General features: G+C 58.8%; 20 protein-coding genes. 11 read left to right on the top strand and 9 right to left on the bottom strand.

Annotated features, from left to right (window positions below):
* Positions 1 to 101: 101 nt before the first annotated feature.
* Both ABLV52_RS04515 and yieE read right to left on the bottom strand, forming a co-directional pair.
* Positions 102 to 1,571, bottom strand: a complete 1,470-nt coding sequence (locus ABLV52_RS04515) for an amino acid permease (protein WP_023290447.1) — start codon at positions 1,569 to 1,571, stop codon at positions 102 to 104.
* A 179-nt stretch (positions 1,572 to 1,750) separates the two neighbouring features.
* Positions 1,751 to 2,617: a DNA-binding transcriptional regulator YeiE gene (yieE, locus tag ABLV52_RS04510; RefSeq protein WP_004201638.1), complete on the bottom strand. Its 867-nt coding sequence runs from the start codon at positions 2,615 to 2,617 to the stop codon at positions 1,751 to 1,753.
* A gap of 265 nt (positions 2,618 to 2,882) precedes the next feature.
* Between yieE and ABLV52_RS04505 the strand changes: the two genes are divergently transcribed.
* Positions 2,883 to 3,932: a YeiH family protein gene (locus ABLV52_RS04505; protein ID WP_044524219.1), complete on the top strand. Its 1,050-nt coding sequence runs from the start codon at positions 2,883 to 2,885 to the stop codon at positions 3,930 to 3,932.
* Between the two features lie 71 nt (positions 3,933 to 4,003).
* A complete protein-coding gene (gene nfo / locus ABLV52_RS04500) occupies positions 4,004 to 4,858 on the top strand; it encodes a deoxyribonuclease IV (RefSeq protein ID WP_023290450.1) in 855 nt (284 codons plus the stop codon).
* A 53-nt stretch (positions 4,859 to 4,911) separates the two neighbouring features.
* Here nfo and fruA read toward each other — a convergent pair whose 3' ends face one another.
* The 3 genes from fruA to fruB are packed head-to-tail and all read right to left on the bottom strand — an operon-like array spanning position 4,912 to position 8,692.
* Positions 4,912 to 6,606 (bottom strand): PTS fructose transporter subunit IIBC, encoded by a 1,695-nt coding sequence (gene fruA / locus ABLV52_RS04495; RefSeq protein WP_044524221.1) that lies wholly within the window; start codon positions 6,604 to 6,606, stop codon positions 4,912 to 4,914.
* 16 nt (positions 6,607 to 6,622) lie between these two features.
* Positions 6,623 to 7,561, bottom strand: a complete 939-nt coding sequence (gene fruK, locus ABLV52_RS04490; RefSeq protein ID WP_002912941.1) for a 1-phosphofructokinase — start codon at positions 7,559 to 7,561, stop codon at positions 6,623 to 6,625.
* Complete coding sequence (fruB, locus tag ABLV52_RS04485; RefSeq protein WP_101976348.1) at positions 7,562 to 8,692, bottom strand: fused PTS fructose transporter subunit IIA/HPr protein; 1,131 nt, start codon at positions 8,690 to 8,692, stop codon at positions 7,562 to 7,564.
* A 336-nt stretch (positions 8,693 to 9,028) separates the two neighbouring features.
* Between fruB and setB the strand changes: the two genes are divergently transcribed.
* Positions 9,029 to 10,210 carry a sugar efflux transporter SetB gene (gene setB, locus ABLV52_RS04480; protein WP_032453530.1) on the top strand — a complete coding sequence of 394 codons (1,182 nt, stop codon included), beginning with the start codon at positions 9,029 to 9,031 and terminating at the stop codon, positions 10,208 to 10,210.
* 34 nt (positions 10,211 to 10,244) lie between these two features.
* On the opposite strand, the gene ABLV52_RS04475 is transcribed toward setB, so the two are convergent.
* Entirely contained in the window at positions 10,245 to 11,381 is a 1,137-nt protein-coding gene (locus ABLV52_RS04475) for an HlyD family secretion protein (protein ID WP_049013699.1), read from the bottom strand.
* A gap of 1 nt (position 11,382) precedes the next feature.
* Positions 11,383 to 11,727, bottom strand: a complete 345-nt coding sequence (locus ABLV52_RS04470; RefSeq protein WP_348890062.1) for a DUF3302 domain-containing protein — start codon at positions 11,725 to 11,727, stop codon at positions 11,383 to 11,385.
* 213 nt (positions 11,728 to 11,940) lie between these two features.
* Between ABLV52_RS04470 and ABLV52_RS04465 the strand changes: the two genes are divergently transcribed.
* On the top strand, positions 11,941 to 12,873 hold the full coding sequence (locus tag ABLV52_RS04465) for a LysR family transcriptional regulator (RefSeq protein ID WP_032453533.1): 933 nt from the start codon (positions 11,941 to 11,943) through the stop codon (positions 12,871 to 12,873).
* Between the two features lie 2 nt (positions 12,874 to 12,875).
* Here the strand turns inward: ABLV52_RS04465 and ABLV52_RS04460 are convergent, their stop codons facing one another.
* Positions 12,876 to 13,130: a YkgJ family cysteine cluster protein gene (locus ABLV52_RS04460; RefSeq protein ID WP_023290454.1), complete on the bottom strand. Its 255-nt coding sequence runs from the start codon at positions 13,128 to 13,130 to the stop codon at positions 12,876 to 12,878.
* Positions 13,131 to 13,277: 147 nt separating this feature from the next.
* Here ABLV52_RS04460 and yeiP point away from each other — a divergent pair, with 147 nt between their 5' ends.
* Entirely contained in the window at positions 13,278 to 13,850 is a 573-nt protein-coding gene (gene yeiP, locus ABLV52_RS04455) for an elongation factor P-like protein YeiP (RefSeq protein ID WP_002912951.1), read from the top strand.
* Between the two features lie 72 nt (positions 13,851 to 13,922).
* On the opposite strand, the gene uxuA is transcribed toward yeiP, so the two are convergent.
* On the bottom strand, positions 13,923 to 15,113 hold the full coding sequence (gene uxuA / locus ABLV52_RS04450; protein WP_023290455.1) for a mannonate dehydratase: 1,191 nt from the start codon (positions 15,111 to 15,113) through the stop codon (positions 13,923 to 13,925).
* Positions 15,114 to 15,320: 207 nt separating this feature from the next.
* Between uxuA and ABLV52_RS04445 the strand changes: the two genes are divergently transcribed.
* From ABLV52_RS04445 to ABLV52_RS04420, 6 genes are all read left to right on the top strand, one after another.
* Positions 15,321 to 16,787 carry a fructuronate reductase gene (locus ABLV52_RS04445; protein ID WP_348890061.1) on the top strand — a complete coding sequence of 489 codons (1,467 nt, stop codon included), beginning with the start codon at positions 15,321 to 15,323 and terminating at the stop codon, positions 16,785 to 16,787.
* A gap of 120 nt (positions 16,788 to 16,907) precedes the next feature.
* On the top strand, positions 16,908 to 17,885 hold the full coding sequence (locus tag ABLV52_RS04440) for a GTP-binding protein (RefSeq protein ID WP_023290457.1): 978 nt from the start codon (positions 16,908 to 16,910) through the stop codon (positions 17,883 to 17,885).
* A gap of 37 nt (positions 17,886 to 17,922) precedes the next feature.
* Positions 17,923 to 18,636 carry a phosphatase PAP2 family protein gene (locus tag ABLV52_RS04435; protein ID WP_075206790.1) on the top strand — a complete coding sequence of 238 codons (714 nt, stop codon included), beginning with the start codon at positions 17,923 to 17,925 and terminating at the stop codon, positions 18,634 to 18,636.
* Positions 18,637 to 19,062: 426 nt separating this feature from the next.
* Complete coding sequence (gene mepS / locus ABLV52_RS04430) at positions 19,063 to 19,632, top strand: bifunctional murein DD-endopeptidase/murein LD-carboxypeptidase (RefSeq protein ID WP_004201653.1); 570 nt, start codon at positions 19,063 to 19,065, stop codon at positions 19,630 to 19,632.
* Between the two features lie 187 nt (positions 19,633 to 19,819).
* A complete protein-coding gene (locus ABLV52_RS04425) occupies positions 19,820 to 21,382 on the top strand; it encodes a cyclic di-GMP phosphodiesterase (protein WP_023290460.1) in 1,563 nt (520 codons plus the stop codon).
* 68 nt (positions 21,383 to 21,450) lie between these two features.
* A complete protein-coding gene (locus ABLV52_RS04420) occupies positions 21,451 to 23,256 on the top strand; it encodes an extracellular solute-binding protein (RefSeq protein WP_348890058.1) in 1,806 nt (601 codons plus the stop codon).
* Positions 23,257 to 23,259 lie beyond the last annotated feature (3 nt).

Genomic DNA, 23,259 nt, shown 5'->3' with positions numbered 1-23,259 from the left:
CCCGCGCAAGCGCAGCGCCGCCGGGCAATTCCTGAAGATTGCACCTGGCCAGCACTATGAAGCCCTCTTTACAGAGGGCTTTTATCGCACAATAGCGAAGATTAACGCTTAAAGCGGTCCGGGAAGGTCATTTCGCTGTAGCGAACGAAGCGGGTGCCTTTCGCCAGTTTGTACCCAAACCAGATGACGAGGAACAGCGGAATACCGATGTAGGTCGCCGCCACGCCGCCCCAGTCAATGGTGTCCTTGAGGAACGCTTCGTAATTCTGTCCGAGGGTGATGATCAGGCACAGCACGAAGGCGAAGATCGGCCCCAGCGGGAAGAACCCGGAACGATACGGCAGATTATTAATATCGTTACCCTGCAGGACGAAGCCACGACGGAAACGATAGTGGCTGATGGCAATCCCCAGCCAGGCGATAAAGCCCGTCATCCCCGAGGTGTTCAGCAGCCACAGGTACACCGTCTGGTTACCGAACATCGAAGTCAGGAAGCACAGCGCCGCGATAACGGTGGTCGCATACAGGGCGTTGCGCGGTACGCCGCCACGCGACAGCTTCGAGAAAATGCGCGGCGCTTTGCCGTCGCAGGCCAGGGTATACAGCATACGCGTAGAGGCGTACATCCCCGAGTTACCCGCCGACAGAACGGCCGTCAGGATAACGGCGTTCATGATCGCCGCCGCCGACAGCAGACCGGCGTGCTGGAAGACCAGCGTGAACGGGCTGACGGAGATATCTTTAACGTCGTTGCGCAGCAGGCTCGGATCGGTATACGGAATGATCAGGCTGATAATCAGGATCGCGAAGACGTAGAACAGCAGGATACGCCAGAAGACCTGGCGCACCGCGCGCGGAATGTTCTTTTCCGGGTTCTCAGACTCACCGGCGGCAATACCGATAAGCTCGGTGCCCTGGAAGGAGAAGCCGACAATCATCGCCACGCCGATCATCGCCGAGAAGCCGCCGGCAAACGGCGCATCCGCGATCCCCCAGTTGCTCCAGCCGGCAGGCTGCGCCCCTTTGAAGATGCCGACAATCATCATCACGCCGACGATGATAAAGATAATGACGGTGGCCACTTTGATCAGCGAGAACCAGTATTCCGCCTCGCCAAAGCCGCGCACCGAGATCCAGTTCAGCAGGAACATAATGCCGAGGAACAAGGCGCTCCAGATCCAGCCTGGGGTGTCAGGGAACCAGTAGCTCATCACCAGCTGCGAGGCCACGAGGTCAACGGCGATCGTTACCGCCCAGTTGTACCAGTAGTTCCAGCCCAGCGCGAAGCCGAAGCCCTCTTCAACATAATTCTGCCCGTAGGTGGCGAAGGAACCGGACACCGGCATAAACGCCGCCAGTTCGCCCAGGCTGGTCATCAGGAAATAGACCATCAGACCGATCAGAATATAAGACAGCAGCGCCCCGCCGGGACCTGCTTGCGAAATCGTTGCGCCAGAGGCAACAAAAAGACCCGTACCGATGGAACCGCCGATGGCGATCATGGTCAAGTGGCGCGCCTTTAGTTCACGACGTAGCGTGGGCGCTTCTGTGGTTTTAGTTTCCGAAACCATGTGATAATGCTATCCATCCAAAAAATGAGGCGCGATTGTAGCAGACGATCGGGGTTCCATCCGGTACAAATGCAAAGTTATAAGAGAGCTTCATGATCGACCGCAAATTATTAGTAAAGCACTAACCTGCGGAATTGCCAGCAAATTCCCCCCTTTTATCAGGCGATAAAGCCGGATCGCTACACCTGGCAATACTGTAGAAAACGTTGTAATGCTTTGGAAATATGCTTCTGCCGGTGGTGGATCCGCCACAGCGTGCGCGTCAGCCGGGGCAGCGGCACTTTCAGCTCCGCCAGCGTGCCGGAGGCCAGCTGTTCGGCAATCACCCGCCGCGATAAGCAGCTGATCCCCAGCCCATGGCGCACCGCGTGTTTGATCGCCTCCGAGTTGCCCAGCTCCATCCCCAGGTGAAACGCCGGCAGATGCGACAGCAGAACGTAATCGACAATCTCCCGGGTGCCAGACCCATGCTCGCGCAGGATCCACGGCGCCTCGGCCAGCTGCTGCAGGGTCACCTCCCCCGCCAGCAGCGGCGAGTCAGGCGCGGCAAACACCACCAGCTCATCTTCCAGCCACGGCTCGGCGATAATATCGGCGGCATGGCACGGCCCCTCGATCAGACCGAAATCCACCCGCAGGTCGGCAACGGCGTTGATCACGTCCAGGCTGTTGCCCACGCTCAGCTCAACCGGCAGATCCGGGAAGTCATGGCGATAACGGGCAATGATCTCCGGCATAATATAGTTGCCGATGGTGCTGCTGGCGTAGACCCGAATCGCCCCGTTGTCGCCGCGAAACAGCTGCTCGATCTCCAGGGCCCGCTCCAGCAACGCCAGGGCGCGCGGATAGAGCAGCCGTCCATGCTCATTGACCACCAGCCGCTTGCCGACGCGGTCGAACAGCTGTACGCCAAGCTGCCCTTCCAGATCGGTCAGCGCGGCGCTGACCGCCGATTGCGAAAGCGCCAGCATCTGTGACGCCTGAGTGGTCGACCCACTCTTATGGACTTCGGCGAACACTTCCAGCTGCCGCAGCGTAATATGCATAACCCACCCGTTTAGTAATCCAGTCTGAATAACCTTCCTTACTATGGTGACACAAATCGAGGCGGCTGACGGAAGGAAAATCCCCTTACGTCACAAAATCATCGTCTTGCTGACAAGATCAGCTCGCTTGCGCGCCTCACTCCCCTGCCCCGTTGTCCCCGGCGAAGCGGCCATTAACCACTTATTACGATTGATTATAAACATATAATCAATTTTATATTTAATCCCGCGCGGCGTAACCTTTAGGCAGACAAAGGAGAAGGTTATGACAGCACTCACTTTACCCACCAAACATCGTTCCCTGTGGCATTTTGTCCCAGGCCTGGCGCTGACCGCCGCCCTGACCGGCGCCGCCCTGTGGGCCGGTAGCTTCCCGGCCATCGCCGGGGCGGGCTTCAGCGCCCTGACCCTCGCTATCCTGTTCGGGATGGTCGTCGGTAACACGGTCTATCCGAAAATCTGGCAGCCCTGCGACGGCGGGGTGATCTTCGCCAAACAGTATCTGCTGCGCCTGGGGATCATCCTCTACGGCTTCCGCCTGACGTTCGCCCAGATTGCCGACGTCGGCGTGAGCGGTATTTTGATTGACGTTCTGACGCTCTCCAGCACCTTTTTCATCGCCTGCTTCCTGGGCCAGAAAGTGTTTGGGCTCGATAAGCACACCAGCTGGCTGATCGGCGCCGGCAGCAGCATCTGCGGCGCGGCGGCAGTACTTGCCAGCGAGCCGGTGGTCAAAGCCGAAGCCAGTAAAGTGACCGTCGCCGTCGCCACGGTGGTGATCTTCGGTACCATCGCCATCTTCCTCTACCCGGCGATGTACCCGCTGCTGGCGCACTGGTTTACCCCGGAGACCTACGGGATCTATATGGGTTCCACCATGCATGAAGTGGCGCAGGTCGTCGCTGCCGGCCATGCGGTCAGCCCGGATGCGGAAAACGCCGCGGTTATCGCTAAAATGCTGCGCGTGATGATGCTGGCCCCGTTCCTGCTGTTCCTGGCGGCGCGTGTTAAACAGCTGACCCCGGCGGGTAACGGCGAGAAAAGCAAAATCACCATTCCGTGGTTTGCCATTATGTTCATCCTGGTGGCGGTGTTTAACTCCTTCCATCTGCTGCCGAAAGCGGTCGTGGAGATGCTGGTGACGCTGGATACCGTCCTGCTGGCGATGGCGATGGCCGCTCTTGGGGTGACCACTCACGTCAGCGCCCTGAAAAAAGCCGGGGCGAAACCGCTGCTGATGGCGCTGATGCTGTTCGTCTGGTTGATTGTCGGCGGCGGGGCCATTAACGTCGCCATCCACAGCCTGATGGCATAAAGCACTACATCTTTCTCCAGTTAAGCCGCTATCATTACCCACCCCCCAGCGGCTTTAACTGGAGTTTTTTTATGAAATACGTAGGAGCGCACGTGAGCGCCTCAGGTGGACTGGCCAATGCCGCCATTCGCGCCGCCGAAATCGAAGCAACCGCCTTCGCCCTCTTCACCAAAAATCAGCGCCAGTGGCGCGCCGCGCCGCTCAGCGACCAGACCATCGCCGAATTCAAAGCCGCCTGTGAAAAGTATCACTTTGGCCCCGGACAGATCCTGCCGCACGACAGCTACCTGATTAACCTCGGCCACCCGGTGGAAGAGGCGCTGGAAAAATCCCGTGATGCCTTCATCGATGAGATGACCCGCTGTCAGCAGCTGGGGCTGACGCTGCTCAACTTCCACCCCGGCAGCCATCTGCAGCAGATCCCGGAGGAAGAGTGTCTGGCGCGCATCGCCGAATCGATCAATATTGCGCTGGCGAAGACCGAAGGCGTCACCGCGGTTATCGAAAATACCGCCGGCCAGGGCAGCAACCTGGGCTTTAAGTTCGAGCACCTCGCAGCCATCATCGACGGCGTGGAAGATAAAACCCGCGTCGGCGTCTGCATCGATACCTGCCACGCCTTCGCCGCCGGCTATGACCTGCGCAGCGCCGAAGCCTGCGAGAAGACCTTTGCCGACTTCGACCGTATCGTCGGCTTTCAGTATCTGCGCGGCATGCATCTCAACGATGCCAAGAGCGCCTTCGGCAGCCGGGTCGACCGTCACCATAGTCTGGGGGAAGGCAACATCGGCCACGATTGCTTCAGCTGGATCATGCAGGACAACCGCTTCGACGGCATTCCGCTGATTCTGGAAACCATCAACCCGGATATCTGGGCGGAAGAGATTGCCTGGCTGCGGGCGCAGCAGATCGCCGAAGTGGCGTAAATAGAGACATAAAAAAAGGGCCGACTGTTCGGCCCTTTTTTATTGCGGAGAAATTATGCCGCTTTTTCGACTTCCGCTACCTGCGCTTCCGGGCGTTTCAGCACCGCGTAGGAGAGGCCCGCCACCAGCGTCCCGGCAACAATCGCCAGCAGGTAGCCCAGCACTGGCGTAATCGCCCCCGGGATCAGCAGAACAAACAGCCCGCCGTGCGGCGCCATCAGTTTCGCGCCAATCGCCATCGAGATAGCGCCGGTTACCGCGCCGCCGACGATACAGCAAGGCAGCACGCGCATCGGGTCACGGGCGGCAAAAGGAATCGCCCCTTCAGAGATAAAGCACAGGCCGAGAACCAGCGCGGCTTTACCCCCTTCCCGCTGCCCTTTGTCGAACTTATTGCGGGCAACCAGCGTCGCGATACCCATCGCCAACGGAGGCACCATACCGGCCGCCATGATCGCCGCCATCGGCGCGTAGGTCTGGGTACTCAGCAGGCCAACGCCGAAGGCATAGGCCGCTTTGTTCACCGGGCCGCCCATGTCGGTACACATCATCGCGCCGAGGATCGCGCCCAGCAGAACCGCGTTGGCGGTGCCCATGGTTTGCAGCCAGTGGGTCAGCCAGGCGAGGATACCGGCGACCGGTTTACCAATCAGGTAGATCATCGCCAGGCCCACGATCAGGCTGGAGACCAGCGGAATGATCAGGATCGGCTTCAGCGCTTCCATACTCTGCGGCAGTTTCAGCTTAGTGCTGATGGCTTTCGCCACGTAACCGGCAAGGAAACCGGCAATGATCCCGCCGATAAAGCCGGAGCCGCCGCTGACCGCCAGCATACCGCCGATAAGACCCGGGGTCAGGCCCGGACGGTCGGCAATGGAGAAGGCGATAAAGCCCGCCAGCACCGGCACCATCAGCGCGAAGGCCGAGCCGCCGCCGATTTGCATCAGCGCCGCCGCGAGGGTGTCTTTCACTTCAAACGCTTTGATCCCGAAGGCAAAGGAGAGCGCGATACACAGGCCGCCCGCCACCACCATCGGCAGCATGTAGGAGACGCCGGTCAGCAGGTGGCGGTAGGCGCCCGCCGACTCTTTTTTACCTTCGCCAGCAGCCTGAGGTTTACCGGAAGGCTGGTACGGTTTGGCTTCAGCCACCGCTTTGTCCAGCTCCTGGGCGGTTTTCTTCAGCGCCAGACCGGTGGTGGTGCGATACATCGGCTTGCCGGCGAATTTCGCCAGGTCGACTTCGATATCGGCGGCGACGATCACCAGATCCGCCTCGGCCACCTCTTCCGGGGTGATAGCATTGCCCGCGCCGACGGAGCCGCGGGTTTCCACTTTCACCCACCAGCCGCGTTTTTTCGCTTCGGTTTCAATGGCTTCAGCCGCCATAAAGGTATGGGCAACGCCGGTCGGACAGGCGGTGACCGCGACAATACGTTTCGGTCCGCCGGTGGCCGCCGGGACTGCCGCGGCGGCAGGCGCCGCGTACGGCGTCGCGTGGCCTTTGGCTTCGCTGAGGAACAGCTCCGGGTGCGCCACGGCGCGATTAATATCGCCGAGGTAGACCTGTTTGCCGTTCAGCGCGCTGTCAGTAGGCAGCGCCGACCCGAGAACAATCACCAGTTCGGCGTCGTTCGGATTATCAATCAGTTCAAGGTGCGCTTTTGGCGCTGCGGCACCCAGCAGGGTTTTCGCCATATAGGCGCGCGCCTGTCCGAGTCCGGCATCAATAATCAGCAGCGTTTTCATTATGCCTCTCCTGCTGTCAATTAAAGGGTTGTAAGTCGACGCGCGCCATCATCGCGGCCAACTGGGTACGGTCGGTGATCCCGACGTTGCTCTGGCTGACGGCCAGGGCAGCGACGGCGGTCGCCAGGCGCAGGGTATGCTCGCTGGATTCACGCATCAGCAGGCCGTAAATCAGGCCTCCGACCATCGAATCGCCGGCGCCAACGGTGCTGACCACTTCGACTGAAGGCGGTTTGGCAATCCACTCGCCGGAGGCGTTCACCCACAGCGCGCCCTCTTCGCCCAGGGAAATCACCACGTGGGCGATCCCCTGCTCGCGCAGCGCATGGGCGGCGTCGATAACGTCTTTCATCTCCGGCAGCTTACGGCCAGCCCAGATCTCCAGCTCGCGACGGTTCGGTTTCACCAGCCACGGCGCCGCTTTCAGTCCGGCAACCAGCGCTTCGCGGCTGCTGTCGAAAATGATGCACGGGCACTGGCTGCGCAGACGGGTCATCCAGTCGGTAAAGGCCTCCGGGCTGACGCCGGACGGCAGGCTGCCGCTGACGCAGACCATATCGAACTGCCCCAGCCAGCTCAGGGAGTCGTTGACGAAGCGTTCCCAGTCGCCTGGGGTCACTTCAAAGCCGGAGAAGTTGAAATCGGTCACTTCGCCATCTTTTTCCGTCAGCTTAACGTTGATGCGGGTCCGGCCCTGCACCACCTGGAAACGGTTGGCGATCCCCAGCTCGCTGAACAGCTGCTGAAAGCCATCCTGATTGTCTTTCCCCAGGAAGCCGCCGACGGTGACGTCAATGCCAAGATCTTTCAGCACTTTCGCCACGTTGATGCCTTTCCCGGCGGCGTGCAGGCCGGTGGTACGCACCAGGTTCACTTCACCGCGCTCGATCTCCGGGGTGAAGCCCACCAGATCGTACGCCGGGTTCAAAGTAATGGTTGCTACACGTCTGCTCATTTATGCGCCCTCCCCAAGGCCTGCGGCGATCGCTTCGCCAATCGCATCCAGCGCTTGTTGCGCATCCTCACCCTGCGCGGTAAAGCGCAGACGGTGACCTTTTTTCACACCCAGCGCCACGACCTTCATCAGGCTGCGGCCGTTGGCCGGCTTGCCGGAACCGTCGAGGTTAGTGACGGTGACGTCGCTGGAAAATTGTTTAATGGTGTTGACCAGCATGGTGCCCGGACGGGCGTGCAGGCCGTGCTCATTGCGCACCACGAATTCGGCGCTCAGCACATCTTCGGCAATCGCGTCGTCGCTGGTCAGCAGCGCCAGCACGGTGGCGGCGTCGGCTTTCAGCAGATGGTCAGCTTTCTTGTCCAGCAGCAGCTTGCTCAGGCGGTTCAGCACCGCGGTTGGCTGATCGTCGGTCATCGCCACCGTGACCAGCAGGGAAACCGGCTGGTCGTCGCGGGTGAAGGCGGCGGCGGCGCGGCTGACCGCCACGGCGCTGCGCAGATTGCCTTCGGCGCTGTCGTTCAGCCAGATGCCCTGACCGAGGTTCAGCGGCGTATCGTTAATGACGTGGCTAACGAAAGCGGAATCCACAGCGCCTGCTTCTTTCAGACGCGCGGCGTTCAGCGCCTGCAGGGTCAGCAGATCGCTGGCCGCGACGTCGAGACTCAGGGTCTCGTTGTCCAGCTTCAGCGCTTCGCTCTGCTTCTCCCCCATCAGCAGCGCCCGCAGCTCTTCCGCGGTGGTGGCGGACTGCAGCTGGGCGGCGACCGCGTCATCGCTCAGCACATGGGTCAGCTGACGCAGCAGGCCGAGGTGTTCATCTGAGCTGGCGGCAATCCCGATCGCCACATAGGCGGTCTGCCCTTCGCCCCAGGTGACGCCCTGCGGGAACTGAAACACCTGAACGCCGGTCTTCAGCACCTGGTCACGCGTATCCGTCGTGCCGTGCGGGATCGCGATCCCGTTGCCGAGGAAGGTGGAGGTCTGCTGCTCGCGCGCCAGCATGCCGTTCACGTAGCCATCGGCCACGTTGCCGGCGCTGACCAGCGCGGCGGCGACCTGCCGGATGGCCTCTTCTTTATTACCGGCCTGCTGGCCGGGATGAATATCCTGCACAGATAACTGGAACATGGTTCTCCTCTCCTGCTGAATTGAATCGTTTCAGCTAACTTGAGAAAAAAGGCGCCATCTGACGGTGAACGATATGCCGAATGACGCTGAAACGTTTCAAGAATTTTGTACCTTTCTTGCTCAACGCGCAAGGTACGTCAGCGACTTGATTGCAGAACTTAGAGGTACTGCACACTTTTGCTGAAGCCCTGGCGCCTGGCCGCGGTAAACGTCAGCTTTTTGCTGAACTCTCTATTTTGAAACACCTTTTTAATTATTCGTGCCATACTACTGTTTATTTTCAGCCAGCAGGCGTAAACTCCGCGCCGTCTCCTGAAACTACAGAAAACCAAACACATGGAAAACCGAAGCGCCGCCCTTCCCCGACGCGGGTTCGATGTCACCTCTTCCGCCTTCCTGATCGTCGCCTTTCTGACGGGCATTGCCGGGGCGTTGCAGACGCCGACCCTGAGCCTGTTTCTGACCAATGAAGTGCATGTCCGCCCGGCGATGGTGGGTTTCTTTTTTACCGGCAGCGCCGTCATCGGCATTCTGGTCAGCCAGTTCCTCGCCGGACGTTCTGACCGTCAGGGCGATCGCAAGCAGCTGATTGTCGTCTGCTGCCTGCTGGGGGTGCTGGCCTGCGTGCTGTTTGCCTGGAACCGTAACTATTTCATTTTGCTGTTCATCGGCGTATTCCTTAGCAGCTTTGGTTCGACCGCCAACCCGCAGATGTTCGCCCTCGCGCGCGAGCATGCCGACAAAACCGGCCGCGAAGCGGTGATGTTCAGCTCCATTTTGCGCGCCCAGGTCTCCCTGGCATGGGTGATTGGTCCCCCGCTGGCCTATGCCCTGGCGATGGGGTTTGGCTTTACCGCGATGTACCTCAGCGCCGCGGCGGCGTTTATCGTCTGCGGGATCATGGTCTGGCTGTTCTTGCCCAGCATGCGCAAAGCCAAGGCGGTGGCGACTGGCCGGCTGGAAGCCCCGCGCACGCACCGCCGCGATGCGCTGCTGCTGTTCAGCATCTGCACGCTGATGTGGGGCACCAACAGCCTGTACATCATTAATATGCCGCTGTTTATCATTAACGAGCTGCATCTGCCGGAGAAGCTGGCCGGCCTGATGATGGGGACCGCCGCCGGGCTGGAAATTCCCACCATGCTGATTGCCGGTTACTACGCCCGGCGCTTCGGTAAACGCTTTCTGATGCGCCTTTCCGCGGTGGCTGGGGTGCTGTTTTATGTGGGTATGCTGACGGTGCACACGCCGGCGCTGCTGCTGGCGATGCAGGTGCTGAACGCCATCTATATCGGGATCCTCGCCGGGATTGGCATGCTTTATTTCCAGGATTTGATGCCCGGGCAGGCGGGCGCGGCCACCACCCTCTACACCAATACCACCCGCGTCGGCTGGATCATCGCCGGCTCACTGGCGGGCGTGGTGGCAGAGATCTGGAGCTATCATGCGGTGTTCTGGATAGCGCTGGTTATGGGGATCGCCACCCAGGCCTGCCTGTGGCGGATCAGAGACGTATAGATAAGGTTGCCCGGCCGGAGCCGGGCAGTGGAGATTAGTGATCCAGATAGAGATAATGCAGCCAGCTGGTCATGCGCAGCAGCACCTTGCGCATAATCGACACATGGGCAAAATAATCGGTATATACCGCAGCCTGGGCGCTGACCCCGTCCGGTAAATGTTCCACTTCCGGATGGGGATCGAGGTCGATCAGCACGTAAATGCCCTCTTTCCCCGCCCCGGCGTTCAGCCCCTGCAGCGCGCCGCTGGCCTGGTAACTGCCGTCCGGGACGGTCGGCAACACGCGCGATACCTTACCACTGTAGACGCTGCCCGGCAGACCATTAAACACCACCTCCGCGCTGTCCCCGGCCGTCAGACGCAGGACCGAGTTCTGACGGAATACCGCCACCACCTGGCGCTTTTGCTGGGGAATAAACACCAGCACCGGCTTGAAGGGCAGACGCACCGCGGTCATCCCCGGCCGCGCCAGAAGCTGGGTGACGTAGCCGTCGCTCGGCGCGCGAACCACGGTTTGCGCCAGATTATACTCCGCCTCAAGGATCTGCGATTTCAGGCTGGCAATATTGGCATCCAGCCCGTGGTAGCGGCCGGATACCTGCTCTCTGGCGTTTTGTAATTGCGCTTTCGCCGCCTGCAGGACCGCCGCCTGGATCTGCACCTGCTGCCTGGCGTGAGTCACATCCTGTTCCGAAAAAGGATTCACCGGCATGGCCGCCCCCTGAGCATAGCGCTGGTTGTCACGGGTGACCCGGTCGTACTCCGCCTGCGCCTGCTGTACTCTGGCACGGGCATCGTCAATGGTCGCCTGCTTCGCCCGCAGCGTGGCCTCTTCGGCCGCCAGATCGGCTTTCAGCTTGTTCAGCCGCGCGCGGTAGCGGGTATCGTCGATGCGGAACAGCAGTTCGCCCTTCTTCATTAACACATTGGTTTTACTGGTAACCTCCACCACCTCGCCTGATACCTGGGGCACCATCGGAATGGAGACGACAATTTTTTGCGCTCGCATCGTATAGGGGTGGTTATAGTTCATCGTTAATATTAACGCGCCAACGACCACTATTCCGCCTAATATCGCTGTCGGGATTGTCCATTTATTTACTGGAATGCGAAATATCTTAAATACGCCCCAGGCAATGGCGACATAGCAAAGGATAATTAACAGATCCATATTATTTCTCGCTATTCTCCGCCAACGCCTGCTGGCTGTTTTTTAACGCCGCTTCAAGTAACGCAATGCGTTTCTCCAGCTCCGCTCGCTGCTGATGTCCCTCGGACTGCGAAGCCATCCCCCAGCCACGATCGGGCCGGTACAGCGTGGCCCAGATCCACAGGAAAGGCCAGATAGCATGCAGGGTAAACAGGCTTATCCAGCCCGCCACATGAATCGCGTCCTGATGGGGGTGCTGGCGTTTTTGCGCGATGTGATAGGGAATATCGTGGATAATAATAACTCCATAAAACAGTATGAGAAAAACCAGTATTAATACAAACAAAGCAAAATAATTAAGCAGCATGGTGCATATACACTCAGTAAGCCAGCGGGAAGATCGTTATTTTTAATGACGTCGAGAACCACAAAAGAAGTAATAAAACGCACAGGTTTCCTTAAATAACCGACTGTTCACGGCAAAGGCCATCATACGTTCAGAAGATCAATAAATCACATGGCAATTCCGCCAAACTGGTATATCATTTTTGATATACCATCAATATCAGGCAGCGATAAGATGTTGAAAGACTTTAAAATGGATGAGCTGAGGATCCTCTGCGCCATCGCCGAAACCGCCAGCGTAAGCCGGGCAGCACAGCGCCTGAATATGCCCCAGTCTAACGTCTCACGGACGCTGACCAGCGTGGAGCGGAAAGTCGGCCTGGCCATTTTTCTGCGCACCGCCAGGGAACTGGTGCGTACCGAGTTCGGCGAGCAGTTTATTCACGCCAGCAGCGCCGTTCTTGAGCAGCATGAGCAGCTTATCAACCTCGCCGACCGTTATAAAAACACGCTGCAGGGCGTCGTCACCCTTGGGGCGCCCATCGGCATCCACCAGTTTCTCGGGCGCTATATTCTGCCGGCGCTAAGAAAAACGCTGCCGGAGCTGCAGATCAATCTGGTCACCCGCAACGCCAGCGAGCGGGAACAGAAATACGGCGCCATTTTCAATAGCGACTGCGATCTGCTGATAAGCCCCTTTAAGCCACAGAATGAAAACCTTATCGCCCGCCCCTTCACCCGCTTTCGCACCGGCGTTTTCGCCTCCCCGGATTACCTGGCGCAACACCCTATCGCCGAGCCGGAGGCGCTGGTGGATCATGAGTGCATCACCCTGCGCATGCTGGGCGGCAGCGACAATATCTGGACCTTCAAAAGCAAAAACGGCAAACCGCTCAATCTCACGGTAAAGGGGGGATTCGTGTGCGATAACACGCTGCCGGCGGTGGAGCTGGCGAAGCTGGGAATGGGGATCGTTTATGCGCCCTACTATTCACTCGCCACCGAGCTGGCGGCAGGACAGCTGGTTCCCTGTCTGAAGAAGGAGCGCTGCATCGATCTGCAGGCCTGGCTTATCTACCAGCGACGGGACATTCTTCCGCTACGCGTCCAGGCGCTGCTGGACGGCCTCAGCGTCCATATCAAAAACCTGTCTCATTTGCTGCTTTAAGCTCAGGGCGCGGTGGCCAGCTCAAGCTCCAGCAGCCAGGTGATGGCGTCATCACGATGAGTGAAGCACATCTCCGGCGAGGGCTGCAGGCTGGCGCACACCTTCGGACGCAGTGGGGAGCCGAAAATCAGGCACAGATTGTGCTCGGAGAGCTGAATACAGCGGGTATTGGCCGGCTTGCCCTGCGGCATGCCGGGGATCGGCGAGGATATAGAGGGGGCGATGCAACATGCGCCACAATCAGTACGACATTCCACAACCCAGCTCCCAAACGCTCATTTTGCACCACAGCCTAAACGTTTTGCCAGAAGATAGCAAAACTCGCGAATTCCACTTGCCTGAACGCCCGGGCGCGAGTAGTTTTACGCGATATTTTTGACTCGTTAAGTGACAGGATTACTGCAATGCCAAGAGCGAATGAAATTAAAAAAGGTATGGTGCTGAATTACAACGGCAAGCTGCTGATTGTGAAAAATATCGATATTCAGTCACCCAGCGCCCGCGGTGCTGCGACACTGTATAAAATGCGCTTCTCCGATGTGCGTACCGGCCTGAAAGTAGAAGAGCGCTTCAAAGGCGACGATATCGTCGATACCGTGACCCTGACCCGCCGTTTCGTTGACTTCTCCTATGTCGATGGCAACGAATACGTGTTCATGGATAAAGAAGACTACACCCCTTACACCTTCACGAAAGAGCAGATCGAAGAAGAGCTGCAGTTTATTCCGGAAGGCGGCATGCCGGATATGCAGGTGTTGACCTGGGACGGCCAGCTGCTGGCGCTTGAGCTGCCGCAGACCGTGGACCTGGAAATTATCGAAACCGCGCCGGGTATTAAAGGGGCATCCGCCAGCTCCCGCACCAAGCCCGCCACCATGAGCACCGGCCTGGTGATTCAGGTGCCGGAATACCTGACCACCGGTGAGAAAATCCGCATTCATATCGAAGAGTGCCGCTATATGGGCCGCGCGGATTAATTTTCCGTGACGAGTTGACCAGTAAAAAAGGACAGCCGCTGGCTGTCCTTTTTGTTATCCCCGTTGCCGCGATTACAGCAGTTCAGGGTATTTGGTCATCTTCAGCGCCAGCTCCACGCCGCGCACTTCCGCCATCCCCTTGAGACGGCCAATCGCCGAATAGCCTGGGTTGGTTTTCTTGCGCAGATCGTCCAGCATCTGATGACCATGATCCGGACGGAACGGGATCGGGCGCAGATCGCCGGCCTGTTTACGCCGCTGCTCTTCACGCAGAATCGCATCCACAACCGCCACCATATTGACGTCGCCGCTAAGGTGCGCCGCCTCGTGGAAGGTTTTCGGGTTCGCCTCGCGGCAGGTGGCGCGCAGATGGGTAAAGTGGATGCGATCGCCAAAGGTTTCCACCATCTTCACCAGATCGTTATCGGCGCGGACGCCATAGGATCCGGTGCACATGGTAAAGCCGTTATTGATGCTGTCCACTGTCTCTTTCAGCCACTGCATATCTTCGATGGTCGACACGATACGCGGCAGGCCCAGGATCGGCCGCGGCGGATCGTCCGGATGCACTGCCAGTCGGATCCCCACCTCTTCGCACACCGGTACGATGGCCCGCAGGAAATAGGCCATATTTTCGCGCAGCTGCGCTTTATCGATGTGGTCATATTCCGCCAGGCGCGCGCGGAACTGGTCGAGGGTGTAGCCCTCTTCCGCCCCCGGCAGGCCGGCGATGATATTGCGGGTCAGTTTCTCAATGTCCGCTTCGCTCATCGCCTTGTAATACGCCTCGGCCTGGCGCTGCTCTTCTTCGCTGTAATCCGCTTCCGCCCCCGGGCGTTTGAGGATATGCAGTTCAAAGGCGGCGAAGGCGATCTGATCGAAACGCAGCGCCCGGGAGCCGTCCGGCAGCTCATATTCCAGATCGGTGCGCGTCCAGTCGAGGATCGGCATAAAGTTGTAGCATACGGTATCGATGCCGCAGGCCGCGAGGTTGCGGATGCTCTGCTGATAGTTGGCAATCCAGGTCGCATACTGCCCGCTGTGGGTTTTAATATCCTCGTGCACCGGAATGCTTTCGACCACCGACCAGGTCAGCCCTTTCGCCGCTAACAGCGCCTGACGCTCTTTAATCTCGTCGACCGGCCAGACCTGACCGTTTGCAATATGGTGCAGCGCAGTGACGACCCCGGTCGCCCCCGCCTGTCGTACATCATCAAGCGATACCGGATCGTTCGGCCCATACCACCGCCAGGTTTGCTCCATCGCTATGCCCTCACAAAAGTTGTTATACCAATAATGGCGACAATCATGACGACTACCATACATGTTTCTCGTCAGGCTGCAAACAGTGCCGGCGCATTGATTGATCCAGCTCACAGTCAGCGGATAATTTCGGCTTACCAATTTAATTTCCTGTCATATAACTTTAGACTGGCAATGTTAATAAGCAGTTAAACAGGTGTGTAAAGAATGACAACAATTGCAACCGCTACGCTACCGGAAAACGTGCAACGTCCTCAGTATGATCGCAGCCAGCTCCGCTCGCGTATTGTCCATTTCGGCTTTGGCGCGTTTCATCGCGCGCACCAGGCGCTGCTGACCGATCGCGTGCTGAATAACATCGGCGGCGACTGGGGGATCTGCGAAATCAGTCTGTTCAGCGGCGATACGCTGATGAGCCAGCTTCGCGAACAGGACCACCTGTTTACCGTACTGGAAAAAGGCGCCGACGGTAATCAGCCCATTGTTATCGGCGCGGTGCACGAATGCCTGAACGCCAGGCTCGATTCGCTGGCGGCGATTATCGAGAAATTTTGCGAGCCGCAGGTAGCGATTGTCTCGCTGACCATCACGGAAAAAGGTTATTGCATCGATCCGGCGACCGGCAAGCTGGATCCGACGCATCCGCGTATCGTTCACGATCTGGAAAATCCGATGCTGCCGCAGTCGGCTCCCGGTATTTTAGTTGAAGCGCTGGCCCGCCGCCGGGAACGGGGCCTGTCGCCCTTTACCGTGCTCTCCTGCGATAACATTCCCGACAACGGCCACGTGGTGAAAAATGCCGTCCTCGGCATGGCGGAAAAACGCAGTCCGGCGCTGGCGAGCTGGATCGCCGACAACGTTAGCTTCCCGGGCACCATGGTGGATCGCATTGTTCCCGCCGCCACCGCGGAGTCGCTGGCGGAAATCGCCGCCGTGCTGGGGGTGGAAGATCCCTGCGCCATCAGCTGCGAACCCTTCATTCAGTGGGTGGTCGAAGACCACTTTGTCGCCGGGCGCCCCGCCTGGGAGACGGCGGGCGTGCAGATGACCGACGACGTGCTGCCCTGGGAGCAGATGAAGCTGCGGATGCTCAACGGCAGCCACTCTTTCCTCGCCTGGCTTGGCTATCTGGCAGGTCATGCGCACGTCAGCGACTGCATGCAGGATGAGGTCTTCCGCCGCGCCGCCCGCCAGCTGATGCTTGACGAACAGGCCCCGACGCTGACCATTACCGGCGTCGATCTGGCGGCCTATGCCGACAGCCTGATCGCGCGCTTCAGCAACCCGGCGCTCAAACACCGTACCTGGCAAATCGCCATGGACGGCAGCCAGAAGCTGCCCCAGCGTATGCTCGACGGTATTCGCGTGCATCTTGAGCGCGGCAGCCGCTGGCCGCTGCTGGCCCTCGGCGTAGCCGGCTGGATGCGCTACGTCAGCGGTACGGACGATGCCGGTCAGGCCATCGACGTCCGCGATCCGCTGGTGGACAAGATCCAGCAGCGGGTGGCGCAGAGCGATGAGCAGCAGCGCGTTGACGCCCTGCTGGGTCTGGAGGAAATATTTGGCCGCGACCTGCCGCGCAACGCGCAGTTTGTCGCCGGGATCCGCGCCGCCTGGCAGCAGCTGGCGATGCACGGCGCCCGCGAGGCGGTTGCCCGCGCGCTCAATTCTTAACAATATTTGCGCTTATGCGGACAGAATTTCCTTCTGTCCGCCTCAGGACTTCTCTTTTCCCTCTTTTTTCGTCAGGATAGGCGTAACTGTTACAACATTACATTTATCCTGGAGAAAAGAGTGACCAGAACCAATTTGATCACCGGCTTTCTCGGCAGCGGTAAGACGACCTCGATTCTTCATCTGCTGGCGCAGAAGCCTGCGGATGAAAAATGGGCCGTACTGGTTAACGAGTTTGGCGAAGTCGGGATAGACGGCGCCCTGCTGGCCGACAGCGGCGCCCTGCTCAAGGAGATCCCCGGCGGCTGCATGTGCTGTGTCAATGGCCTGCCGATGCAGGTCGGGTTGAATACCCTGCTGCGCCAGGGGAAACCCGATCGTCTGTTGATTGAGCCCACCGGACTTGGCCATCCAAAGCAGATCCTCGATATCCTCACCGCGGCGGTGTATGAACCCTGGATCGATCTGCGCGCGACCCTGTGCATTCTCGATCCGCGTCAGCTACTGGACGAGAAAGCGGTCAACAACGACAACTTTCGCGACCAGCTGGCGGCGGCGGATATCATCGTGGCCAATAAAAGCGATCGGGAAACGCCCGAAAGCGCTCAGGCGTTTGTCGACTGGTGGCAACGCTGGGGCGGCGATCGCCGCCAGGTGTCGGCGACCCAGGGTAATATCGACCTGGCCCTGCTTGATGAACCGCGGCGCAACACCGCCCCGCTGCCGGCGAGCGCGGAGCACGCCCACCGCCATCCTCCCACAGCCGGTCTCGCCGCCCTTAGTCTGGCGGAACACCAGCGCTGGCGCCGCCACCTTAACAGCGGCCAGGGCTATCAGGCCTGCGGCTGGATCTTCGACGCGGAAACGGTCTTTGACACCATCGCCCTGCTGGAGTGGGCCCGGCTGGCGCCGGTGGCGCGCGTCAAAGGTGTGCTGCGCATTGCCGAAGGGGCGGTGCGGATCAACCGCCAGGGCGAGGATCTGCATATCGAGACCCTTAGCGTCGCCCCGCCCGATAGCCGCATCGAGCTTATCTCCGCCCATGAAGCCGACTGGAACGCGCTCCAGACCTCATTGTTGAGGCTTCGTTTAAGTTAAGGCGGCTAAGGTTGCCGCCGACTGTCACAAAATCGCAATGGCTATGATGAAAAACCGAATTCCTTTAATCCTGCTGCTTAACATCGCGGGTGTGGCGCTATTTTGCTCCTGGTATCTGCCAGCCAACCACGGCGCGTGGGCGCCGGTAGACGCCGCGATCTTCCATTTCTTTAACCATGGCGTCAGCGTCAGCCGCGCTTACGCCTGGCTGCTGGCGATCATCAACAATCGCGCCTTCGACGCCTGCTCGCTGCTGGCGATGGGTTGCCTGATGCTCAGCTACTGGCTCAAGGCGCCGGCGGCAGGCCGTCGTCAGATCGCTATTATGGGCGTGGTAATGCTGCTGGCGGCGGTGATCATCAACCAGCTGGCGCAGCACCTGATGCCGGTTCAGCGCGCCAGTCCGTCGCTGTTTTTCAGCGATGTCACCCGCGTCAGCGACGTCGTTAACTTCCCCACTAAGGATGCTTCCAAGGACAGCTTCCCCGGCGATCATGGGATGATGCTGCTGATCTTCGCGAGCTTTATGTGGCGCTATTTTGGCCGCCGCGCGCTGGCCGTGGCGCTGGTGATATTTGTGGTCTTTGCTTTCCCGCGGGTGATGATTGGCGCCCACTGGTTCAGCGATATTGCCGTCGGCTCTCTGACCGCCGTGCTGATTGGCGCGCCCTGGGTATTGATGACGCCGCTGAGCGATAAACTGATCGCCTTTTTCGATCGCTACTTACCCGGCGGAATATCGGCCAAATAAAGCCGCGGGCCGCCGCCAGGGGCATTATCTATAAGGGGACCTTTTGGGTCCCTTTTTTCAATTGTCCTTTTTTTCAACATCGTGTTCATCTTCTTGTCACATTAATCCCGTGACAAATGAAGGAATTGTCTGTTTTTTGCCCGTAATTGCCGCAATTTTGGCCTTTCCCGATGATTCACTTTTTGTCACCAAAATACTTATAAGAAATCGCGCAAAACCGCTCGCCATGCGGCGTTTGATAGGGTAATCTCGTTCTCGTTTTGCCTTTTCCGCAACATTAATTCAGGCCCTGAATAAAATTGTGCGTGACTGCACAAATTTAAGCTTAAGGAATTGTCTCATTGCGGATGGGTATTTAGGCTCTAACACGTTTGGCATTTTTTATAACGACATTGTCGTTAAGGACAACAAGGGAAAATAAACAGCATGGTCAAATCTCAGCCGATTTTGAGATACATCTTGCGGGTAGCCCCCGCGATTGCAGTAGCGGTTCTGCTTTCCGCGTGTAGTTCAACAAGTACCGCCAGGAATATGCATTCTGAGACGCATGCTGTGGGTAGTGGCGATTTATCATCACTGCAAGCCTCTCAGGATGAATTTGAAACGATGGTCCGTAACCTGGACGTGAAGTCCCGTTTAATGGATCAGTATGCCAGCTGGAAAGGCGTGCGTTACCGCCTCGGCGGCAGCACTCGCAAAGGTATCGACTGCTCGGCGTTTGTGCAGCGCACCTTCCGCGAACAATTTGGTCTGGAACTGCCGCGTTCAACTTCTGAACAGCAGGAAACCGGAAAATCGATTTCCCGTACCCAGCTGCGTACTGGCGATCTGGTTCTGTTCCGCGCCGGCTCTACCGGCCGCCATGTCGGGATCTACCTCGGCAACAACCAGTTTGTTCACGCCTCTACCAGCAGCGGAGTGACCATCTCCAGCATGGATGAGCCATACTGGAAAAAGCGCTACAACGAAGCGCGTCGAGTCCTGAGCCGCTCGTAAACTGTCCTCTACCGCCGCCGGTTATCCCTTGGCTGGAAGCGGGATAAAAAACACTGCCCCGGCAGTGTTTTTTTTTGCCACCTGATTCTGAACGACGCAAAATAAGCTATGTCTTTTAAGTGGGAATGAGAAAAACGACGACTGACAACCCGTTGCTGCGCATCAATAACACGGAAAGACTATAGCTATGCTGACTCGCTACTTTTCGCCCCAGCGTAAAACCTGGCTAACCAGCCTGTGCGTGGGCATTATCGTCGCGCTACTGGCTGGCAGCATTCAGTTTATGGTGATTTACCATAACCGGGCCGAGCGTTTCGACGCCATTATCAACAATGTTAATACCTATCTGAAAAGCTATTTTCACGACCTGCGCCAGACCATTGACGGCCTGCAGCCGCTGGTGGAGCAGCCCTGCGAGAATATTGACTCCGGGCTCACCTCCCACGCCGCGTTCAGCCCTAACGTCCGCGCTTTCCTGCTGGTCAAAAACGGCGTGGCCTTTTGCTCCTCGGCAACCGGCGCCATGAATACCCCCCTCACCCAGCTGATCCCGGCCATTGATATCCGCAAACCCCTTGATATGGCGATTTTGCCAGGCACGCCGATGATGCCGAAGAGCGCGGCGCTGGCGCTATGGGTAGGCAAACCCGGTGATGAAAACAGCGGCATTTTCGTGTCGATTAACGCCAATCTCACGCCGTATATCCTCTATTCCGCACGGCAGAATGATTTCAGCGGTATTGCGCTGGTCATCGGCCACACCGCTATCTCCACCTTCAGTAACCGGCTGGTGGATCCGCAAACGCTGCATAACGTGCCGATCCGCGAAGTGCAGATCGACGGTTTCCCCCTCAAGGTCTACCTGTATGCCAACAGCTGGCTGGCGGAAAATACGCAGTTTGCTCTGCTGCTCGGGGTGGTGTGCGGCCTGCTGGCGGGGCTGCTCTGCTATTACGTGCTGTCGATCAAATCCGATCCGCGAAAATCCATTCTGCTGGGGATCAAAAACAACCAGTTCTACGTCGTCTATCAGCCGGTGGTGAATGCCCAGACTCTGCGTATCAGCGGCGTGGAGGTCCTGATGCGCTGGCGCCATCCGGTGGTGGGCGAAATTCCGCCTGACGTCTTTATTAACCTCGCGGAAACCCAGCAGATGATCGTGCCGCTGACCGATCACCTGCTGGCGCTGATCGCCCGCGACGCGCCGGCGCTGAAGCGTATTCTGCCGCACGGCGTCAAGCTGGGGCTCAATATTTCCCCCGCCCATCTGCAGGCCGACAGCTTCCGCGACGATATGCTGCGCTTCGCCGCCGCGCTGCCCGCCGGCCATTTTCACGTGGTGCTGGAGGTCACAGAGCGGGCGATGATTGACAAAGAAAAATCGGTCGCTAACTTCGCCTGGCTGCACCAGCACGGTTTTGAAATCGCGATCGATGATTTTGGCACCGGGCATAGCGCGTTGATCTATCTCGAACGCTATAACTTCGATTATCTGAAGATCGATCGCGGCTTTGTGCAGGCGATCGGCACCGAAACCGTCACCTCGCCAGTGCTGGATGCGGTGCTGACCCTCAGCCGTCGGCTGAAATTGATGACCGTTGCCGAAGGGGTGGAGACCCAGGAGCAGGCGGAGTGGCTCCGCGCTCAGGGAGTGCATTTCCTGCAGGGGTACTGGATCAGCCGGCCGCTGTCGCTGGCGGCGCTGGTGGCCGCGCACGATGAACCCGCGAATTATTTCACAACGCGCTAAGTCTCACTTATGATGCGGGAACAGAAGTCGGTCACGGGGGCCGGCTATGACAGGGTATTCTGCCGCCTATGTATGCGCGACTTTTTCTGCTTCTGCTTGCTCTGTTTAGCCTGAGCGCTAAAGCGCAATCCATTCAGGAAAGCGTCGCCTTCGCGATTATCGGCGAACCGAAATACGCCGCCGGTTTCAGCCATTTTGATTATGTTAATCCACAGGCGCCGAAAGGCGGCACCCTCACCCTGGCGGCGATTGGCACCTTTGACAACTTCAACCGCTACGCGCTGCGCGGCAATCCCGCGGTACGCACTGAGGCGCTCTACGATCCCCTGTTCACCACCTCGGATGATGAGCCCGGCAGCTACTATCCGCTGATTGCCGAACGGGCGCGCTACGCCGGGGACTATTCATGGATGGAGATCGCCCTCAACCCGCGCGCCCGTTTTCACGACGGCACGCCAATCACCGCCCGCGATGTCGCTTTTACCTTCAATAAGTTTATGACCGAAGGGGTGCCGCAGTTCCGCCTCTTTTATAAAGGCACCACCGTGAAGGCCATCGCGCCGTTGACCGTGCGTATCGACCTCGGCCAGCCCGGTAAAGAGAACATGCTGAGCCTGCTGAGCCTGCCGGTGATGCCCGAGGCGTTCTGGCGTCATCACAAACTCAGCGACCCGCTGTCAAAGCCGCCGCTGGCCAGCGGGCCCTACCGCATCAGCGCCTGGCGGATGGGACAGTATATTACCTATTCCCGGGTCGCCGACTACTGGGCGGCCGACCTGCCGGTCAACCGCGGTCGCTGGAACTTCGATACGCTGCGCTATGACTATTATCTTGACGACAACGTCGCTTTCGAAGCCTTTAAAGCCGGGGCCGTCGACCGCCGGGAAGAGACGGTCGCCAAAAACTGGGCCACCCGCTACGTCGGCCGCAACTTCAGCCGCGGCTACATCATTAAAGAGGAGTATGCCAACACCTCGGCGCAGGATACCCAGTGGCTGGCGTTCAATATTCAGCGCCCGGTATTCGCCGATCGCCGGGTGCGGGAGGCCATTACCCTGGCGTTTGATTTTGAATGGATGAACAAGGCGCTGTTTTACAGCGCGTATCAGCGCGCCAACAGCTATTTCCAGAACACCGAATATGCCGCCCGCAGCCTGCCCGACGCGGCCGAGCTGGCCCTGCTGACGCCGATGAAAAATGAACTGCCCCCCGAGCTCTTTAGCCAGGTTTACCAGCCGCCGGTCTCCCGCGGCGATGGCTTCGACCGCGCCAACTTACTCCAAGCCGACGCCCTGCTTAACGCGGCGGGCTGGACGGTGAAGAACCAGCGCCGGGTTAACGCCGCCACCGGCAAGCCGCTGCGCTTTGAACTGCTGATGCCGGCCGGAAGCAATGACCGCTGGGTGCTGCCGTTTCAGCACAACCTGCAGCGCCTGGGGATCGTCATGGATATTCGTCAGGTGGATAACTCGCAGTACAGCAACCGCCGCCGCAGCCGCGATTACGACATGATGCCGAGCCTGTGGCGCGCCATGCCCTGGCCGGGCACTGACCTGCAAATCTCCTGGGCGTCGGACTATATTCACTCCAGCTACAACGCGCCGGGGGTGCAAAGTCCGGTGGTGGATAAACTGATTGCGCAGATCCTGCAGTGGCAGGGTAATAAGCAGAAGCTGATCCCGCTTGGCCGGGCGCTGGACCGCGTCCTCACCTGGAACCACTACATGTTGCCGATGTGGTATATGGCGCAGGACCGCACCGCGTGGTGGAATAAATTCTCGTTCCCCAAAACCCGCCCCATTTATTCGTCCGGCCTTGATACCTGGTGGTATGACGCGAACAAAGCGGCCACCCTCCCCGCGGACAGACGCTAAGGA

The sequence above is a fragment of the Klebsiella sp. GB_Kp056 genome (assembly GCF_040064755.1).
GTDB classification, from domain to species: Bacteria; Pseudomonadota; Gammaproteobacteria; order Enterobacterales; family Enterobacteriaceae; genus Klebsiella; species Klebsiella quasipneumoniae.
This window is presented reverse-complemented; position numbering and strand designations above follow the sequence as displayed.

What these genes read in the sequence shown, in the direction of transcription:
- ABLV52_RS04425 (WP_023290460.1), top strand. Translation starts at nt 19,820, where the DNA reads ATGCTGACTCGCTACTTTTCGCCCCAGCGTAAAACCTGGCTAACCAGC.
- uxuA (WP_023290455.1), bottom strand. Translation starts at nt 15,113, where the DNA reads ATGGAGCAAACCTGGCGGTGGTATGGGCCGAACGATCCGGTATCGCTT.
- setB (WP_032453530.1), top strand. Translation starts at nt 9,029, where the DNA reads ATGGAAAACCGAAGCGCCGCCCTTCCCCGACGCGGGTTCGATGTCACC.
- ABLV52_RS04515 (WP_023290447.1), bottom strand. Translation starts at nt 1,571, where the DNA reads ATGGTTTCGGAAACTAAAACCACAGAAGCGCCCACGCTACGTCGTGAA.
- nfo (WP_023290450.1), top strand. Translation starts at nt 4,004, where the DNA reads ATGAAATACGTAGGAGCGCACGTGAGCGCCTCAGGTGGACTGGCCAAT.
- ABLV52_RS04435 (WP_075206790.1), top strand. Translation starts at nt 17,923, where the DNA reads ATGGCTATGATGAAAAACCGAATTCCTTTAATCCTGCTGCTTAACATC.
- ABLV52_RS04445 (WP_348890061.1), top strand. Translation starts at nt 15,321, where the DNA reads ATGACAACAATTGCAACCGCTACGCTACCGGAAAACGTGCAACGTCCT.
- fruA (WP_044524221.1), bottom strand. Translation starts at nt 6,606, where the DNA reads ATGAAAACGCTGCTGATTATTGATGCCGGACTCGGACAGGCGCGCGCC.
- fruB (WP_101976348.1), bottom strand. Translation starts at nt 8,692, where the DNA reads ATGTTCCAGTTATCTGTGCAGGATATTCATCCCGGCCAGCAGGCCGGT.
- ABLV52_RS04470 (WP_348890062.1), bottom strand. Translation starts at nt 11,727, where the DNA reads ATGCTGCTTAATTATTTTGCTTTGTTTGTATTAATACTGGTTTTTCTC.
- fruK (WP_002912941.1), bottom strand. Translation starts at nt 7,561, where the DNA reads ATGAGCAGACGTGTAGCAACCATTACTTTGAACCCGGCGTACGATCTG.
- yieE (WP_004201638.1), bottom strand. Translation starts at nt 2,617, where the DNA reads ATGCATATTACGCTGCGGCAGCTGGAAGTGTTCGCCGAAGTCCATAAG.
- ABLV52_RS04420 (WP_348890058.1), top strand. Translation starts at nt 21,451, where the DNA reads ATGTATGCGCGACTTTTTCTGCTTCTGCTTGCTCTGTTTAGCCTGAGC.
- yeiP (WP_002912951.1), top strand. Translation starts at nt 13,278, where the DNA reads ATGCCAAGAGCGAATGAAATTAAAAAAGGTATGGTGCTGAATTACAAC.
- ABLV52_RS04475 (WP_049013699.1), bottom strand. Translation starts at nt 11,381, where the DNA reads ATGGATCTGTTAATTATCCTTTGCTATGTCGCCATTGCCTGGGGCGTA.
- ABLV52_RS04505 (WP_044524219.1), top strand. Translation starts at nt 2,883, where the DNA reads ATGACAGCACTCACTTTACCCACCAAACATCGTTCCCTGTGGCATTTT.
- mepS (WP_004201653.1), top strand. Translation starts at nt 19,063, where the DNA reads ATGGTCAAATCTCAGCCGATTTTGAGATACATCTTGCGGGTAGCCCCC.
- ABLV52_RS04465 (WP_032453533.1), top strand. Translation starts at nt 11,941, where the DNA reads ATGTTGAAAGACTTTAAAATGGATGAGCTGAGGATCCTCTGCGCCATC.